Consider the following 16,775-nt stretch of genomic DNA (forward strand, 5'->3'; position numbering starts at 1 on the left):
TCCCTGCAGTCAGTCTCACCGCCACAATCCGGAGAGCCGTCGAGGCGACACGAACGGAATTAGACTTCTCTAATTTGTTGTTTAGACCAGAACCATTATACAGTTTGTTCCGGTACAGGTGAGTAATGAGAAGCGAACAAGAGCGGATGGCGAATCGAGCCGTCTCACGTCGGAGCGTACTCGCGACCGGAACGAGTCTCGTCGCCGCCGGTCTCGCGGGATGCAGTGCGAGCGGAAGCAGCGAGAACGAGGGAGAATCCGGTTCGAGCGGAACCGATTCGAACGACGAGGACGGGCCCGTCGTCGTCGCCTCGTTCTTCAGTTTCTACGACTTCGCGCTGAAGATTGCCCGCGATACGCCGGTCACGGTGCGGAACCTCATCCCGACGGGCCTGCACGGCCACGGGTGGGAGCCGAACGCGAGCATCACGAAAGACATCATCGAGGCCGACGCGTTCGTCCACGTCGGCGAGGACTTTCAGCCGTGGGCCGACCGGGCCATCCAGACGCTGAAAGACGACGACGTCGACACCCAACTCATCAACGTGCGCGAGGGCGTCGAGTTGGTCGACCTCGCGGCGAGTCTCGACCCCGACGAAGAGGGCGTCGGGGAAGGGCGGGGGAAAGACCCGCACTTCTGGCTGGACCCCCAGCAAGCGAAGCAGTCCGTCGACAACATCACCGAAGGGTTCGTCGAACTCGCACCCGAGCACGAAGAGACGTTCCGCGAGAACGCCTCGACGTACAAGACCGAGGTGCTCGAACGAATCGACCGGGACTACGAGCGAATCTTCGAGCAGTCCTCCCGAAAGGTCGTCCAACTGGCCGCGCACAACGCCTTCCAGTACATCGGCGCTCGCTACGGGGTCGAGATGCGACCGCTCGTCGTCAACCTCGCCGCCAGCGGCGACGTGAAGCCTTCCGACATCACCGAGGCCAAGCGCGTCATCGACGAGAACGACATCAAGTACATCGGCGCGGGCGTGTTCGAGACGCGGCGACCGGCCAAGCAACTCCTCGCCGAGACGGCCGTCGAGGCGTACTACCCGGTCACCCCGTACGCCGGCGTCCGCGAGGACTGGGTCGAAAATAACTGGGGCTACGAGGAGATAGCGTACAACATCAACATGCCCACCTTCGAGGTCGTCCTCGGGAACAAATCGCCCGAGGAGGCCGGCCCCGACGGGTGGGATAGCGAGTGGAGAAACTTCGAATGAGCGCCCTCGAAGACGCCGGGAGAGACCCCGAGTCTTCGCCCGCAGTCGTCGAACTGTCGGACGTGACGTTCGGCTACACCTCGGCACCGGTCGTCGAGGACATCTCGCTCCGTATCGACGCGGGCGAGTACGTCGCCGTCGTCGGCCCGAACGGGTCCGGCAAGTCCACGCTGATGAAACTCATGCTTGGCCTCCTCCACCCCGACGAGGGGGCGGCCAGTCTGTTCGGCGAGTCGTCCCGGCGGTTCGACGACGGCGCGCGAATCGGCTACGTCGCTCAGCACGCGAGCGCCGCGAAAGAGATGCCCATCACCGTCCGCGAAGTCGTGAAGATGGGTCGGTTCCCGCACGTCGGGTTCGGGCGACTCTCGGCGGCCGACTGGGCCATCGTCGACGACGCACTGGAGACGGTCGGGATGACCGCGTTCGCCGACCGCCGCGTGACGCAACTGTCCGGCGGGCAGCGCCAACGGGCGTTCATCGCCCGTGCGCTGGCGAGCGAAGCCGACCTCCTCGTCCTCGACGAACCCACCGTCGGCGTCGACGTGGAGTCCGTGGAGGCATTCTACGACCTCCTCGCGTCGCTGAACGACGACGGAATCACGGTCCTCCTCATCGAACACGACCTCGGCGCGGTCACCGAACACGCCGAACGCGTCGTCTGTCTCAACCGCGAGATATACTTCGACGGGCCGACCGCCGAGTTCGTCGAGAGCGACGCACTCGGGCGGGCGTTCGGGACGGCCGCCTCATTCCTCGGGGGGAGTCGATGAACGCCCTCGTCGGGGGCCCGCTTCAGGCCGGACCCATCGACACCGCGCTCGCGCCGTTCTACTGGTTCCTCACGCTTTGGTCGCAGGCGATGAGTTGGGTCGCGGGCGCGACGGGTCTCGAACTCCTGCAGTACCCGTTCATGCACCGGGCCGTCCTCGTCGGCCTCTGCATCGGCGTGATGGCTCCGCTCATCGGGACGTTCCTCGTCCACCGCCAACTGGCGCTCATCGGCGACGCACTCGCGCACACCGCGTTCGCGGGCGTCGCCGTCGGGTTGTTCCTCAACGCCGTCCTCGAACTGAGCGTCTCGCCGTATCTGACGGCCGTGGTCGTCGCGATGCTTTCCGCGTTGCTCATCGAACTCATCTCGGAGGCGACGGACGCCTACAACGACGTCTCGATGGCCATCGTCCTCTCGACGGGGTTCGCCCTCGGAACGACGCTCATCAGCATCAACGCGGGCGGTCTCGCCGTCGGCGTCAACCAGTTCCTCTTCGGGAACCTCTCGACGGTCTCCGCGGAGAACGCGGCCATCCTGCTCGTGTTGTTCGGCGTCATCGTCACCACCGTCGCGGTGACGCGGAACCAACTGCTCTACGTGACGTTCGACGAGACGGCCGCCGCCGTCTCCGGCCTCTCGGTGACGTGGTACAACCGCATCATGGTGATGCTGACCGCGCTGGTCGTCGTCGGCGCGATGCAGATTATGGGCGTCATCCTCGTCGCCGCGATGCTCGTCGTCCCCGTCGCGGGCGCGACGCAGGTGTCCCGGAGTTTCACCGAGTCACTGCTCGTCTCGGTCGTCCTCGCGGAACTGGCCGTGATACTCGGAATCGGCGTCGCCTACTACGGCGAGGCGACGGCGGGCGGCGTCATCGTTCTCGTCGCCGTCGCCATCTACGTCGCCGCGGTCGGTATCGGACGACTCCAACGGCGACTCGGCGACGACCCGGCGCTCGAACTGGACACCATCGCGGCCGACGACGGCGAGGCCACGTCCGACTGAGATGGTCGAAGCAACATCCGCGGCGCAGTCGACCGACGACCGGGACGAGAGCACGGCGGACTCGCTCTCCCCCGCCATGGAGGACTACCTCCGGCACATCTACAACCTCGAAGAGGCGGGCGAGGAGTGGGTGTCGAACTCGGCGGTCGCCGACCGACTCAGCGTCGAACGCGCGACGGTCACGAGCATGTTCGACGCACTCGGTGACCGGGGCTTTCTCGAACGCGAGAAGTACCGCCCGGTCAGACTCACCCCTCTCGGCCGAACCGCCGCACTCGCCGTCGTTCGGAAGCACCGACTCGTCGAGACGTTCCTCGTGGAGGTGTTCGACTACGAACTCAGCGAAGTCGACGCCGAAGCCGACACGCTGGAACACCACCTCAGCGACCGTCTCGCCCGAGAGTTCTCGAACCTCCTCGGCGCGCCCGAACTGGACCCGCACGGCGACCCGATACCGGACGCGAACCTCGACGTCCCCGCCGCCGGCGAACGCGTCTCCGTCGCCGACACGGACGTCGGGACGCGCCACGTCGTGACGCGCGTCACGTCGCGAGACGACGAGACGCTGGCGTACCTCGTCGAAGCGGGTGTCAAACCCTCGGCGACGCTCACCGTCGACGAGACGACGCCGTTCGGCATGGTGACCGTCTCCGTCGAAAGCGACGAGTCGACCGTGAGTCTCCCCGCGGACGTCGCGGCGTCGGTCCTCGTCGAGTCGGTGGAGTAGTCGCCCGGTCACCGGTCGCGGTCTCTCGTCGTCGAAACCGTGCAATCGGAGGTTTCAGCCGTCTAAAGACCGCCACGAGATAGGCTTTTGTTAGCGAGCGTACAATTAGTACCGGGACGAGATGAAACACAGGTTTGCGGTGAGTGCCGGTGTCGTCGGGTCGAACTCCGCGACTGTCGAGGCGCGGCCCGAACGGTCGACGCCGGAGTCGGGCGACACCGGGGAGTGGTGACGGTGGGAGAGTCGACGGTGGTCGCCGGGGTCGGACTGAGCCTGCGGAATATGCTCGCGTCCCGGATGGACGACCTGAATCTGGGCGAACTGCGTAACAGGATAGTGCTCGCGTCGCCGGGAGCGTTAGATGCGCAGGATGCGGCAGTGCTGACCCTCTTTCTCTACCGAGTGGCGGAGAACCCGTCGCTGAAGAACGCCGAGCGCCGAGAGGTTCCGCCCGCCGGACCCGGAGACGAACGTCGGTATCGACCATCGCCGCTATCGCTGGACCTCTACTACCTCCTCACGACGTATCCGCACGGACCGAGTGAGACGCACACCGACGAAGCCTCGAACCAGCACAAACTACTCGGGCGAGCGATGCAGGTGCTCGGGGAGAACAGCGTCCTTCGTGGGTCGGACCTCCACGAGTGGGTCGCGGACGACGACGAACTGCGACTCTCCATCTACCCCGAGCAGAGCGAGGACCTCTTGAGCATCTGGAACACGTTCTCGGACCGGCCGTATCAGCCGTCCGTCGCGTACGTCGTCTCGCCGGTCGAGATAGACGCGACGCAGACGACACCGCTCGCCCGGACGAAGAGTCGGGCCGTCAGGTCCGGTCTGCGCCGTCCCGAGGACGGACCCGCCGACGGAGGCGACGGTGAGTAACGGCGGCGACGCGGCCGACCAGTACCGGTCGGCCGTCCGAACGACGTCGCTCGCACTCGCCGTGTCGTTCGTCGACAGGGTGACGGGAGGCGCGCCGACGACGGTTCGTGGCGACCGGCCGACCGGGTGGTTCGAGGAGGGGAGCTTTCGGTCGAGACGGACGGCCGACGGGTACGACGTCTTCCTCGAGATTCCCCCGGGAGAACCGACGCTGAGCGTCGACGCCGGAGACCGATTCTTCGCGCCGACCGACCCCGTCGTCGTCACCGAAGAGGTGCTCTCTGCGCCCTACCCGGTGCTCGAAGTGCCGTTGGAACCGACGCCGGCGTACGAGTTCGACGCGGGAACCACGCTCGTCCGCGGCGTCCTCCGCGGCCCCGCCCCGACACCCGATAGCGAGACGCCCGGGACACCGATAGCCGAAGCGACCGTCAAACTCGTCGGTCCCGAACCGGCGACGGGCGACCGGACCGAGGTACAGACGACGACCACCTCGGCCGAGGGCGAGTTCGTCCTCTACCTCCCCGGCGACGGCGGCTGGACTGTCGACACCGAGGGAGACGACCCTCTCGTGAAAGTGGCCGACGAAGACCCCCACATCCTCGTCGAATCCGGCGGAACGACCTCCGTCTCACCCGCGGTCGAATTGCGCGAGTCGAAGACGACTGCGGTCTCGCTGACACTCGACGGCGGGTCGCTCTCCGTGGACCGCGTACTCGTCCGCTGAGCCTCCCCTCCATGTTCGATTAGATACATAAATTTATCTACATACAGAGCCTCCCGTACGCTATGACCCGACTGGGGGAGGAAGCGTAGATGCCAGAGTATCTATCGCCCGGCGTCTACGTGGAGGAAGTAGAGACCGGTTCGATGCCCATCGAAGGGGTAAGTACGAGCACAGCGGGGTTCTTAGGAGAGACGGAACGGGGGCCGACGGTTCCCCGGTTCCTCACGAGTTTTGCGGACTACAGACGGACGTTCGGCGGGTACGACCTCTACGGAGAACAGGGTCGGTTACGTGGGACGCACCTCGCGTACGCCGTCGACGGGTTCTTCCGGAACGGCGGCACCCGGTGCTTCGTCGGCAGAGTCACGGGCGAGAAAGGCGTCGCGAAGACGGCTCTCTCGCCGTTCGGACTGCGGAGTTCGCTGGCCGTCTCGACGAAGACCGTCTCGTTCGGCGACGTCGTCCTCGGCGACGGCGTGACCGAGATGCTGGAACTGACGAACACGAGCGGAGACGTCAGCGTCGAGATACAGGGCGTGACGCTCGACCCGCCCGCGATGAGTACGGACTACAGCACGGACTTCGACTCGGCGACGGGCATCACGCTCGGCCCGAAGGAGACGGCGGAGATAGCCGTCCGATTCGAACCGTCGGCCGAAAACGACCGGGACGCGACAGTGCTCGTGACTCACGACGCGTCCTATCCCGAGGGGCCGTACGAAGTCGAACTCGAAGGACGAGGCGTCGGTCGACTGGAACTCTCGCCGGCGGAACTGTCCTTCCGAACGGTCGTCGTCGGTAGTTCGGACGAACTGGAGGTGACGCTCTCGAATCGAAGCGGCGAAGAGAGCGTGACGATTCAGGACGTCACCAGTTCCGATACCGAGTTCACCACCGACTTCGACGCGTCGAATCCGGTGACGCTCGGAACGGACGACGAACCACACGTCCTGACGGTGACGTTCACGCCGGACTCGGCGGCCGACGACAAGACGGCGACGCTCACGTTCGACGTCGACGACGAGTCGGGCACCGACGTCACGGTCGACGTGACGGGCCGTGGGGTCGACGCCGAGACCGACGGGGCACTGGAGGCAGACGGGTCGGCACCCGGCGAAGTCGACTTCTCCGACGTCGAACTCGAAGCGTCCGAGACGCTCACGGTCCGCGTGTACAACACCGACGACGACACCGACGAGGACGTCGCGAGCGTCGAGATGGAACTCACCACCGCCGAGGAAGGAGAGTTCGAACTGACCGAGGAACCGTCGTCGTTCACTATCGGAGCGATGGAACACCGCGACTTCGTCGTCCGGTTCACCCCGGCGGCGGCCGGTGCCCGCGAGGCGGAACTCGTGCTGAAAGACGACTCGGACGCCGACATCGCGTCGTTCACGGTCACCGGGAGCGGCGTCGAACCGGGCGACGTACAGACCGGGCCAGCGTCCGTCTCCGTCGAGGCGGGAGAACTCGACTTCGGACTCGTTCCCGTCGGGAGTCGGGCCCGGCGGTCGGTCGTCCTCGTCCACGGCGGGGACGCGGACACCGACGCGGTCACGGTCGAGGAGGTCACGTCCGGCAACGCCGACGTCTTCGGCGTCCTCCACGACTTCGACGCCGACGCGGACGGCCCGATAGCACTCGCGCCGGGCGAGAGCGCGCGCATCGGAGTGGTGTACGAACCGCCGGACGAGAGCGAACACACGGCGACGCTCACGGTGACACTGACGGGCGCGGCAGAGAACTCACACACGGTCGAACTCAGCGGCGCGGGCGACGGGACGGCGCTCACTGCGGCCGCCGTCGGCCCGGGCGTCTGGGGAAACAACGTCGCACTCCACGTCGAAGACGCCTCGCTCGCGAACCCGGAGAACGACCTGTTCAAACTCGTCGTCCGCTACTGGAGTCGAGACGCCGACGCCGACACCGCGCGGGCGCACGGCGGCGACACGGAACGCGACGAGGTTCCGACACCGACCGTCGAGGAGGTGTACGACAACCTCTCGCCGACGGAGACGTCGGCCGACTACTACGTGAACCGCGTCAACGGCGCGTCGAACCTCGTCGAACTCGAACGCGCCGCGGGAAGCGATGCTCGCCCGTCGAACACGGCGGGACACGCCGTGTGGCTCTGGGACGACGGCCGGGAGGACGAGGACGTGACCGTCGGGCACTTCGAGGGCGACGAACAACTGCCGCCGGGCACGCGGACGGGGCTGGCCGGACTGGCCGAGAAAGACCAGATATCCATCGTCTGCGTCCCCGACGAGAACCACTACGAGTCCGAGGGAGCGCTCACCGACGCGGTTCGGATACACTGCGAGACGCTCAAAGACCGAATCGCGGTCCTCCAGACGGAGGAGGACCCGGGGAAGATAGACACGATACGGCCGCCGGTCGACTCGACGTACGCGGCGTACTACTACCCGTGGCTGACCGTCCTCGACCCGCTGACGAACGCGCGAAAGAACGTTCCGCCGTGCGGTCACATCGCCGGAGTCTACGCACGGACCGACACGGAACGAGGGGTGCACAAAGCGCCCGCGAACGCCGTCGTCCGGGGCGTCATCGAACCGCGCGTCCCCATCGCGAAAGCCGAACAGGACATCCTGAACCCGCTCGGCGTCAACTGCATCCGGACGTTCGCCGGGCGAGGGACGCGCGTGTGGGGCGCGCGGACGACGTCGTCGAACCCGCTGTGGAAGTACGTGAACGTGAGACGCCTGTTCCTCTACATCGAGGAGTCTATCGACGAGGGGACGCAGTGGTCCGTCTTCGAACCGAACGACGAACCGCTGTGGGCTCGCATCCGACAGTCCGTAACGAACTTCCTGACGACGACGTGGCGCGACGGCGCCCTGCAGGGGGCGACGCCCGACCAAGCGTTCTTCGTCACCTGCGACCGAACGACGATGACCCAAGATGACATCGACAACGGTCGACTCATCGTCGAAATCGGCGTCGCACCGGTGAAGCCGGCTGAGTTCGTCATCTTCCGCATCAGCCAGTGGACCGGCGGCGTCGAGGAGAGCGCGTGAACGAACACTGAGGAGAGACGACCATGGCAGACTTACACGGCCCATACAGAAACGCGCGATTCCTGCTCCAGATAGACGGAATCGACAAGGCGGGGTTCAGTCAGGCGACGATAGCCGAGACGTCGACCGAACCCGTCGAGTACCGAGAGGGAAACGAGAAACCGACGATGCGAAAGCTGCCGAACCTCACGACGTACGGGAACCTCTCGTTGCAGTGGGGGACGACGGCCGATTCGCTCGAACTGTTCGAGTGGCGGCAACTGGTCGAACTCGGCCAGATGGACCAGGCGCGCCGCGACATCGCGGTGGTACTCCTCGACGTGGGCGGAGAGCCCAGCGCGCGGTGGAACTTCACGCTCGCGTGGCCCACGCAGTACGACGCCCCCGACTTAGACGCCAGCGGTAACGAGGTGGCGATAGAGTCGATGGAGATAGCGCACGAAGGTATGGAGCGTGTCGAACCGTGAGTTCGACCCCGCTGCAGGTCGAAGTGCCGTTCAGGCTCCCGAAGGGGTACGCGGACGCCGAGGGAACCCTCCACCGAGACGGCGTGATGCGACTGGCGACGGCCGCCGACGAGATTCTCCCGCTGAAAGACCCGCGCGTGAAGAGCAACCCGTCGTATCTGTCTGTCATCCTCCTCTCTCGGGTCGTGACGGAACTCGGCGACGTGGAGTCGGTGACGCCGAACGTCGTGGAGAACCTGTTCGTCTCGGACCTCGCGTACCTGCAAGACCTCTACACGCGGGTGAACGCGTACGAGTCCAACGCCGTCGAAACCGCCTGTCCGGCGTGCGGGGAGGTGTTCGCGGCGGAGATAGACGAGAGAGCACAGAGCGAACCGGACGCGGGGGACGGCGACGAGGGCAACGGACAGGTAGCCGAGGGAAACTTGCAGTCGCCGGTCGGCGTCACGACCGACCGACCGGAGGGCTGACGACCGGCTATCCGCTCGACCAACTGTACGAAGAGGTGAGTTTCGTGGCGTACCACTTCAACTGGGACCACGACGACGTCCTCGAACTGCCCCACTGGGAGCGACGGCGCTGGTGTGAGGAGATAAGCAAGATACACGAGCGGATGAACGACGAACCGGCGACGACGACACGCTCGCTCGGGAGTCTCCGCTGATGGTGCTCGGAGAGCGGACGGACCCGTATCTCGGCTACCGATTCCTCGTCGAAGTTGACGGACTCGTGGTCGGCGGGTTCTCGGAGGTGTCCGGACTGACCGTCGAGATGGAGACGGCGCGGTACGAGGAGGGCGGCGTCAACGCGTTCGTCCACCAGTTCCCGACGCGACTCACGCACCCGAACCTCGTCCTCAAGCGAGGACTGACAGACGACGCGTCGTTCTGGCAGTGGATGCAGGACGCCGTCGCCACGAGTCCGGTTCCGCTGGAACTGGCGACGCTCAGAAAGAACGTCCGCGTCGTCTTGCTCGACGCGGCCGGAGACGAATCGCTGGGGTGGGAGTTCCTGCGGGCGTACCCCATCAAGTGGGTCGGCCCCGAGTTCGACGCCGCGCGAGGTGCGGTGGCAATCGAGACGCTGGAACTCGTACACGAGGGCATCTCCACGATGAGTGGACGCCCATGACCGCCGTCGCTCCCTACGAAGACGACGCGTCGTACCTCCTCGACGAACTGGAACTGTTCGACAGGCTTCTGGAGCGACGACTCCTGACGTGGTGGAGCGAAACCGAAGCCGAGAACGAGTTTTCGGGGCTCTACATCTCCGACGCCGAAGTGTGGAACCTCTTGGGAGCCTCACTGGACGGCAGCGAACGGCGGAGCGCGAACCGAGGCGGAGACGGAGAGAGCGTCCGGGGTGGACGCGACGTCCGAGACGACGGCCGTGAACGGTCGACCGACGGGGGCGAGCGCTTCGATGCGGTCGAGAGCGTCCCGGCAGACGCCGCCGCCGAGACGCAGTTCTTCGACGTCGCCGACACGTTCCGCCGATTCGACGCGCGAGTGACGGCGGCGAGTCGGCGGATTCGACGGCGAAAACGCCTCACGCGGGACGCGGGGCGAACGCTCCGATTCGACAGGCTCTGCGAGACGTTCGGTCTGGAGACGCGACACCGAGAGGCACTGCTCGTAGCGCTCGGACCCGAACTGGACCCGAAGTACGGCCGCATCTACGCGTACCTCCACGACGACGTGACGCGGACGACGCCGACGGTCGGACTGGTGGTTCGGCTCTTCGCGTCGGACCGCCGCGACCGAATACGATATCGGACGGCGTTCACCGACCGGTCGGTGCTCCGCCGAAGTCGACTCCTCACGGTCGACGACTCCGGAGGCGAACCGCTGCCGAACGCGACGGTTCGGGTCGAAGAACGCGTCGTGGAGTACCTGCTCGGCGGCGACGAACTCGGGGGGCGACTCGCCGACGTCGTCGACGCCTCGGCGGCAGCGAGTCTCGACGCCGTCCCCGTCGACGACGGCGGACGGCGACGGCTTGAACGACTGGTCGACGTCCTCGCACGTCGAACCGAGCGCGGAGAACACGCGTTCGTCCACCTCTACGGCCCCGAAGGGGTGGGAAAGGCGGCCGGCGTGGCGGCCGTCTGTTCGGCCGTCGGCCGCGCACACCTCCTCGCGAGCCTCGAGGACGTCCCCGCGACGGAGTGGGTCGAGCGGTGCGAGTTGCTGGTACGCGAGGCCCGACTGAGAGACGCCGCACTCGCGGTCGATATCGGGTCGGTCGACGAGAGAGACGAGAACGGCGAACAGACGCTCTCGGTCGTCCGAGGACTCGTCGAACGCCTCGACGAACTAGGCGCGCACGTCTTCCTGCTCAACGCCGACGGCCTCCCACAACGCGTCTTTCGCGGCGTCGAACGACACGTCGTCTCGACGGTCGAACTCCCTCGAACGGGGTTCCAGCAGCGACGGCGTTCGTGGGAGGCCGTTCCGGACCTCCCGGCCGACGCCGACGCGACGTATCTGGCGTCGACGTTCCGGTTCACCCCCGGAGAGATAGCCGACGCCGTCGAGACGGCGCGACGTCTCGACGACGGGGACTCGCTCACCGCGGAGACGCTTTCTCGCGGCTGTCGCGTACAGGCGAGGCGGAATCTGGGAAGCCTCGCTCGGCGCGTCGAACCGCGGTACACGTGGGACGACATCGTCCTCCCCGAGGGTCGACTCGACCAGTTGCACGAGGTGGCCGCGCGTATCAGACGCCGCGGAGAGGTACTCACCGAGTGGGGGTTCGAAGAGAAATTCAGCCTCGGAAACGGCCTCACCGTCCTGTTCTCGGGGCCCTCGGGGACGGGAAAGACGATGGCGACCGAGATACTCGCCTCCGACGCGGGCCTCGACCTCTACAAAGTCGAGTTGGCGAGCGTCGTGAGCAAGTACATCGGGGAGACGGAGAAGAACCTCAAACGGGTCTTCGACGAGGCCGAGGGAAGCGACGCCATCCTTCTCTTCGACGAGGCCGACGCCCTGTTCGGGAAGCGGTCAGAGGTCACGGACGCTCGGGACAGGTACGCGAACATCGAGGTGAACTACCTGCTCCAGCGAATCGAAGAGCACGGCGGTATCGTCGTGCTGACCACGAACCTACGCGAGAACTTCGACGACGCCTTCGAGCGTCGAATCCACGCGTGCGTGGACTTTCCGCTCCCCGACGAACGGTCGAGAGCCGAGATTTGGCGTCGGGTGTTTCCGGACCAGACGCCGACGACAGACCTCGACGTGCCGTTCTTGGCGGGGTTGGAACTGAGCGGCGGGAGCATCAAGAACGTCGCGCTGAACGCCGCGTTCCTCGCCGCCGAGGAGGGAACGAGCGTCGAGACGTCGCACGTCGTCCGCGCGACGAGACGAGAGTACCAGAAGATGGGCCGGATGTTCAGTGTCGACGAGTTCGGCGTGTACGCGTCCTGTCTTCGTTCGTAAACGCGACGTACGTGAGGAGAAGGGCGACAGAGACGCCGAATCGGACCTGGACGGGAACCTTCGTTCACGACTCGTTCGTCCACTTCTTACGCGACCGAGCGACCTCGGAACGTGACCGAGCGACCTCGGGGTAACGGTTCGATGCGAACGGGGTTTCGGGGCGACCGAAACTACGAGTGCGCTACGTCGAAATCTCCACGGGGCCGTTCTTCCGCACCTTCTCTCGACGTGTCGGTTCTGGCCCCTCCGCCGCACCGCTTGTGTAGTCCTCACTCCCGGATTGGCACGTCCAGTGAGTCCTCGACGTCACTGTACGCAGAGAGATACGTCGAGCGACGACGAAAAGGTTTCTACCAACGAGACCGCCCTCGACGCCGCTTCTGCCGGGAGCCGAGTTCCGGAGATAAATGACTAGAGAAATATATAAGCTTCAACACACTAATTGGTACGCACGAGTCGGTCGGGCACTCCACGGTGAGTGTTCGGACGACGACTCGGGGGGTTGGAGTGTCCGAGAAACCGACAACGCTCGACGTGCCGCGGTTCGTCCGTCCGATCGCACAGACGTATCCCGCGAACGAGAATCGAGCGGGCGGACTCGCGTACACGCCGATCGGGACGCTCCCGTACTTCGGAGGGATGCTCGCCGGGTCGGCGAAACCGTCGACCGTGTCGCGACAGCGACTCGCGTACCTCGTCGTCTCAGGGTGGGAACCGGTCGAGAGAGGCGACGCGACGGGTCACGAACCCGACGGGCGCGGCTCGAACGCGTCTCCGGTTGGAGAGAGCGTCTCGGAGGACGAACCGAGAGTCGTGCACGTCCTCCGAGAACGCGTCGTCGAGTCCGGAGTCGACGGACGACGCGTCGGCGACGCCGTCTCTTCGGACCCGTCGGGACCGCCGGCGAAAACCCCCCGCGAACAGAGGACCGACCGAGTTCGACCGCGGTTACTCCACCGGCAACGGCACGTCGTCGAGAGGGAGACGACGCGTACGCTCCGAGAACTGGTCGAACGGCGGACCGCCGCACGCACCGTCGGTCGAACGGCGTCCGTCGTACGCGACTCCGGCCGGACGCCGCCCACCGCACGTACCGTGGCCCGAGCACCGCAGACTGCGTTCGGCCGAAGCGGTTCGAGCGAAATGCGTGGGTCGACGGCGTCTCTCGAACCGTTCCCCGTCGGGCGCGCGGACGCGAACCCCCTCGAACGGTCGCGGGTGCAGCGATACGGTCCGGTCGGTTCCGACGGCGAGAGAGGCCCGTACCGGGCCGAAGCACCCGCCGCCGAACTGCACGACCGGGAGCCGTTCGTCTTCGCAGGAGTGTCCGAAGCGGCGTCGGGAGGCCGACCGGCACGCGCCGTCGAGTCGGTCGAGCGACCCGGCCCTCACGCCTCGGTGTCGAACGCAGCCGCGGTGAGCGACCCCCCGCCCGACACGGCGTTCGGCCTCCGCGGAGAGGCGAACCGAGCGGTGAACGAGCGGAGAACGAACGCGACGAGACCGACCATGCGACTCAAGACACGAACGCGAGAAGCCGACGAAGACGATGGACGCCACGTGAACGACCGCCCGGGGGGACGTCGGACGCCGACTCGTCCTCGTCCGGCGGCCGACCACCGCGAACGGACGCCCCGAGAAGACGAGGGTTCGCTCTCCGTCGAGAAACTACTCGAACGGCCCGCGGCGGTCGACCGACTCGTCGACCGGTTGTACGACGAGTTCGAGACGAAGCGACGGCACGAGCGCGAGCGGCGGGGGCTGTAGATGCCCAGAGCGACGCTGTCGGAACTCGCGAAAGCGGTCATCTTCGTCCTCGACGAACGGGGCAACCCGGAGTACCCGATTCCGGTGTTCTTCAACCCGACCGAGTACAACGTCGACACCAGTACGAACTACAGCGAACAGGCGTTGTTGGGGATGGACTCTCCGCTCGTCCAGTTCGTCAGCGGGGAGACCGAGACGCTCTCGATGCAACTGTTCGTCGACAGCTACGAGTTGGGGACCGACGTCCGAATCGTCTACACGAACCACATCGACCGCTTGTTGAAAGTAGACGGAAAGCGCCACGCGCCGCCACAGTGTACGTTCGTCTGGGGGTCGCTCGTGTTCAAGTCGGTACTGGTGAGCGCGAACAAACGGTTCACGATGTTCCTCCCCGGCGGGTTCCCCGTTCGAGCGGAGATAGACGTGACCTTCCGGCGGTATCAGACGCCGACCGAGCAACTGGTGCGGGTGAAACGCGAGTCCGCGGACAAGACGACGGTTCGGTCCGTCGAGGCGGGCGAGACGCTCACGTCCATCGCGGCGGCGGAGTACGGCGACCCCGAGACGTGGCGACCCATCGCCGAGGCGAACGGCATCGACGACCCGCGGACGCTCGAACCGGGACGTGAACTCGTGATACCACCGCTGGAGGATTAGATGGAGCAACTAACGTTCGAAACGCTGAGCAAACGATACGGCAACTTCTACGTACCGCGGTTCACCGTGACGGTCGGTGGCGAGGAACTGACAGAGGCGACGGGCGTCGTCTCCGGACTCACCGTGGACTCGAAGGTCGGAACCGCGGCGGAGTTCACGTTCACGTTGACGCCCCACTACGACCACGAACACAACGCGTTCCAGCAGTTCGAGCAGAGGGACGGCCTCCTGTGGGACACGGGGCGGTTCGAGGCGCTCGACTTCGATTCACTCCGGGTCGGAACGCCGGTGACGGTACACGTCGGATACGGCGACGCGCAGACGCCGCTGGTCAACGGGCAGATAGCCTCCGTGAAGCCGAGCTTTCCGGAGAGCGGGACGCCGACGATAACCGTTCGTGGCTACGATAGCCTCCGAACGCTGGCCGACCGACAGACGACGGACGTCAACCTGAAGGAGACGTCGGTGGCGGACGTCGTCTCGGAGCTCGCTACGAAACGGGGGTTCGATGCGGTGACCGTCGAGCCCTCGCCGGCGGTGAACGAGCTCAGGCCGAAGATTCAGCGCACGGCCGAACAGGACGACTTCGAGTTCCTCACGGAACTGGCCGACGACATCGGATACGAACTGCACGTCAGCTGCACCGAGCGAGGCGACGTACTCAGTTTCCGGCCGGTCGATTCGGAAGGCGACCAGCCGATGGTCGCCCTCAGATACGGCGAATCACTGCGCTCGTTCGCCGTCGAGGAGAACGGAACGGGGCAGCCCGAGACGGTCGAGGTCCACGGGTTCGACGCGAAGAACCGGACGGAAGTGAAGGCGAGCGCACGGAACGAGGACGACACGGTGGCCGGGCAGACGGAGGGGTCCAGAGTGCTGTGTCGTCCGGTTCGGACGAAAGGCGAAGCGGACACCGCCGTTCGCGCCGAGGCTGCGCGCTTGAAGCACGCCCAGCGTCGGGGGAGCGGGACAGCGCTGGGACTGCCAGAACTGTGCGCGGGGACGACTATCCTCGTCGCCGGAGTCGCACCGTACAACGGCGCGTACTACGTCGAGAGCGTCACACACAGCATCGACACCTCGGGGTACACGACTCGGTTCAGGTTCGGCGCGGGCGACGGTGCCAACGAGAGAGCCGAGAGAGCGAACCGCGGACGGCGTCAGATGGGCGTCACGGTCGGACTCGTCACGGACAACGAGGACCCCGAGGGACTGGGACGCGTTCGGGTGACAACGACGTGCCTCGGTGACGATGTGAGCCACTGGGCACCGATCGCGGTGCCGATGGCCGGTGCCGAACGCGGCACCTACTTCCTCCCGGAACCGGACGAGGAAGTGCTCGTCGCGTTCCAAGACGGCGACGTCGAGTTCCCGTTCGTCGTCGGATCTCTGTGGAACCTCGAAGAGAAGCCGCCGGCCAGCAACGACGACGGGAAAAACGACGTCCGGTTGGTTCGCTCGCGGAGCGGACACGAACTCCGGTTCGACGACGGCGACGACGGAGCCGTCGAGATAACGAGCGCCGGCGGGAATCGAATACGGCTCTCAGACGAGTCCGGCTCCGAGACGGTGACCATAGCCGACGCCAGCGGCGAGAACACTATCGAGATAGCGACGAGCGACGGTGCGGTCAGTATCGGCGGTGCGGCGAAAGTCGCGCTGTCCGCCCCGATGCTCGAACTCGCGGCCGACGGCAACATCGACGTCCAGGCGGGCGGAGTGTTGACCCTCAAGGGGTCGCTCGTGAACATCAACAGTTGAGACAGGAGATAGACGTGCCACCAGCAGCGAGAGTGACGGATCTGACCGCCCACGGAACCCCGCTCACGGGAGCCGGAAGTCCGAACGTCTTCATCGGCGGACTGCCCGCGTGGCGGGCGGTGGGCGACGTGCACAGCTGTCCGCTCGCCTCAGGACCGGCCCCCCACGTCGGCGGACCGGTCGCAGTCGGGAGTACGACCGTGTTCGTCAACGGATTCCCGGCCGCGCGGGCGGGCGACACGATAGTGGAAGCGGGGCCGCCGAACACGATATCGAACGGCGAACCAACGGTCAACATCGGATAAC

16 protein-coding genes are annotated in these 16,775 nt (G+C 65.9%); all 16 read left to right on the plus strand.

Annotated features, from left to right (window positions below):
* Positions 1-125: 125 nt before the first annotated feature.
* The 16 genes from BM282_RS15360 (at position 126) to BM282_RS15445 (ending at position 16,774) form a co-directional block, all read left to right on the plus strand.
* On the plus strand, positions 126-1,217 hold the full coding sequence (locus BM282_RS15360) for a metal ABC transporter substrate-binding protein (RefSeq protein ID WP_089882658.1): 1,092 nt from the start codon (positions 126-128) through the stop codon (positions 1,215-1,217).
* A complete protein-coding gene (locus BM282_RS15365; protein WP_089882660.1) occupies positions 1,214-1,990 on the plus strand; it encodes a metal ABC transporter ATP-binding protein in 777 nt (258 codons plus the stop codon). The genes BM282_RS15360 and BM282_RS15365 overlap by 4 nt, the downstream gene beginning before the upstream one ends.
* On the plus strand, positions 1,987-2,997 hold the full coding sequence (locus tag BM282_RS15370; RefSeq protein ID WP_089882662.1) for a metal ABC transporter permease: 1,011 nt from the start codon (positions 1,987-1,989) through the stop codon (positions 2,995-2,997). The genes BM282_RS15365 and BM282_RS15370 overlap by 4 nt, the downstream gene beginning before the upstream one ends.
* Position 2,998: 1 nt before the next feature.
* A complete protein-coding gene (locus BM282_RS15375) occupies positions 2,999-3,724 on the plus strand; it encodes a metal-dependent transcriptional regulator (RefSeq protein ID WP_089882664.1) in 726 nt (241 codons plus the stop codon).
* A gap of 234 nt (positions 3,725-3,958) precedes the next feature.
* Entirely contained in the window at positions 3,959-4,609 is a 651-nt protein-coding gene (locus tag BM282_RS15380) for a DUF4255 domain-containing protein (protein ID WP_139229738.1), read from the plus strand.
* Positions 4,602-5,336: a hypothetical protein gene (locus BM282_RS15385; RefSeq protein ID WP_089882668.1), complete on the plus strand. Its 735-nt coding sequence runs from the start codon at positions 4,602-4,604 to the stop codon at positions 5,334-5,336. Before BM282_RS15380 ends, BM282_RS15385 begins: the two co-directional genes overlap by 8 nt.
* A gap of 89 nt (positions 5,337-5,425) precedes the next feature.
* Positions 5,426-8,374 carry a choice-of-anchor D domain-containing protein gene (locus BM282_RS18765; protein ID WP_217642716.1) on the plus strand — a complete coding sequence of 983 codons (2,949 nt, stop codon included), beginning with the start codon at positions 5,426-5,428 and terminating at the stop codon, positions 8,372-8,374.
* Between the two features lie 23 nt (positions 8,375-8,397).
* Positions 8,398-8,841, plus strand: a complete 444-nt coding sequence (locus BM282_RS15405) for a phage tail protein (RefSeq protein WP_089882671.1) — start codon at positions 8,398-8,400, stop codon at positions 8,839-8,841.
* Positions 8,838-9,311, plus strand: coding sequence for a hypothetical protein (locus tag BM282_RS15410; RefSeq protein ID WP_089882674.1), 474 nt, complete (start codon positions 8,838-8,840; stop codon positions 9,309-9,311). Before BM282_RS15405 ends, BM282_RS15410 begins: the two co-directional genes overlap by 4 nt.
* 23 nt (positions 9,312-9,334) lie before the next feature.
* Entirely contained in the window at positions 9,335-9,505 is a 171-nt protein-coding gene (locus tag BM282_RS15415) for a DUF6760 family protein (protein WP_342712923.1), read from the plus strand.
* Positions 9,505-9,972: a phage tail protein gene (locus BM282_RS15420; RefSeq protein ID WP_089882675.1), complete on the plus strand. Its 468-nt coding sequence runs from the start codon at positions 9,505-9,507 to the stop codon at positions 9,970-9,972. The genes BM282_RS15415 and BM282_RS15420 overlap by 1 nt, the downstream gene beginning before the upstream one ends.
* Positions 9,969-12,284, plus strand: coding sequence for an ATP-binding protein (locus BM282_RS15425; protein ID WP_089882677.1), 2,316 nt, complete (start codon positions 9,969-9,971; stop codon positions 12,282-12,284). Before BM282_RS15420 ends, BM282_RS15425 begins: the two co-directional genes overlap by 4 nt.
* Before the next feature lie 507 nt (positions 12,285-12,791).
* Positions 12,792-14,051: a hypothetical protein gene (locus BM282_RS15430; protein WP_089882679.1), complete on the plus strand. Its 1,260-nt coding sequence runs from the start codon at positions 12,792-12,794 to the stop codon at positions 14,049-14,051.
* Positions 14,052-14,708, plus strand: a complete 657-nt coding sequence (locus BM282_RS15435; protein ID WP_089882681.1) for a CIS tube protein — start codon at positions 14,052-14,054, stop codon at positions 14,706-14,708.
* Positions 14,709-16,469, plus strand: a complete 1,761-nt coding sequence (locus BM282_RS18770) for a phage baseplate assembly protein V (RefSeq protein WP_089882683.1) — start codon at positions 14,709-14,711, stop codon at positions 16,467-16,469. It abuts the gene before it with no gap.
* A gap of 14 nt (positions 16,470-16,483) precedes the next feature.
* Complete coding sequence (locus tag BM282_RS15445) at positions 16,484-16,774, plus strand: PAAR domain-containing protein (protein WP_089882816.1); 291 nt, start codon at positions 16,484-16,486, stop codon at positions 16,772-16,774.
* Position 16,775 lies beyond the last annotated feature (1 nt).

The sequence above is a fragment of the Halogeometricum limi genome, assembly GCF_900115785.1.
In the GTDB taxonomy this organism is placed as follows: Archaea; Halobacteriota; Halobacteria; order Halobacteriales; family Haloferacaceae; genus Halogeometricum; species Halogeometricum limi.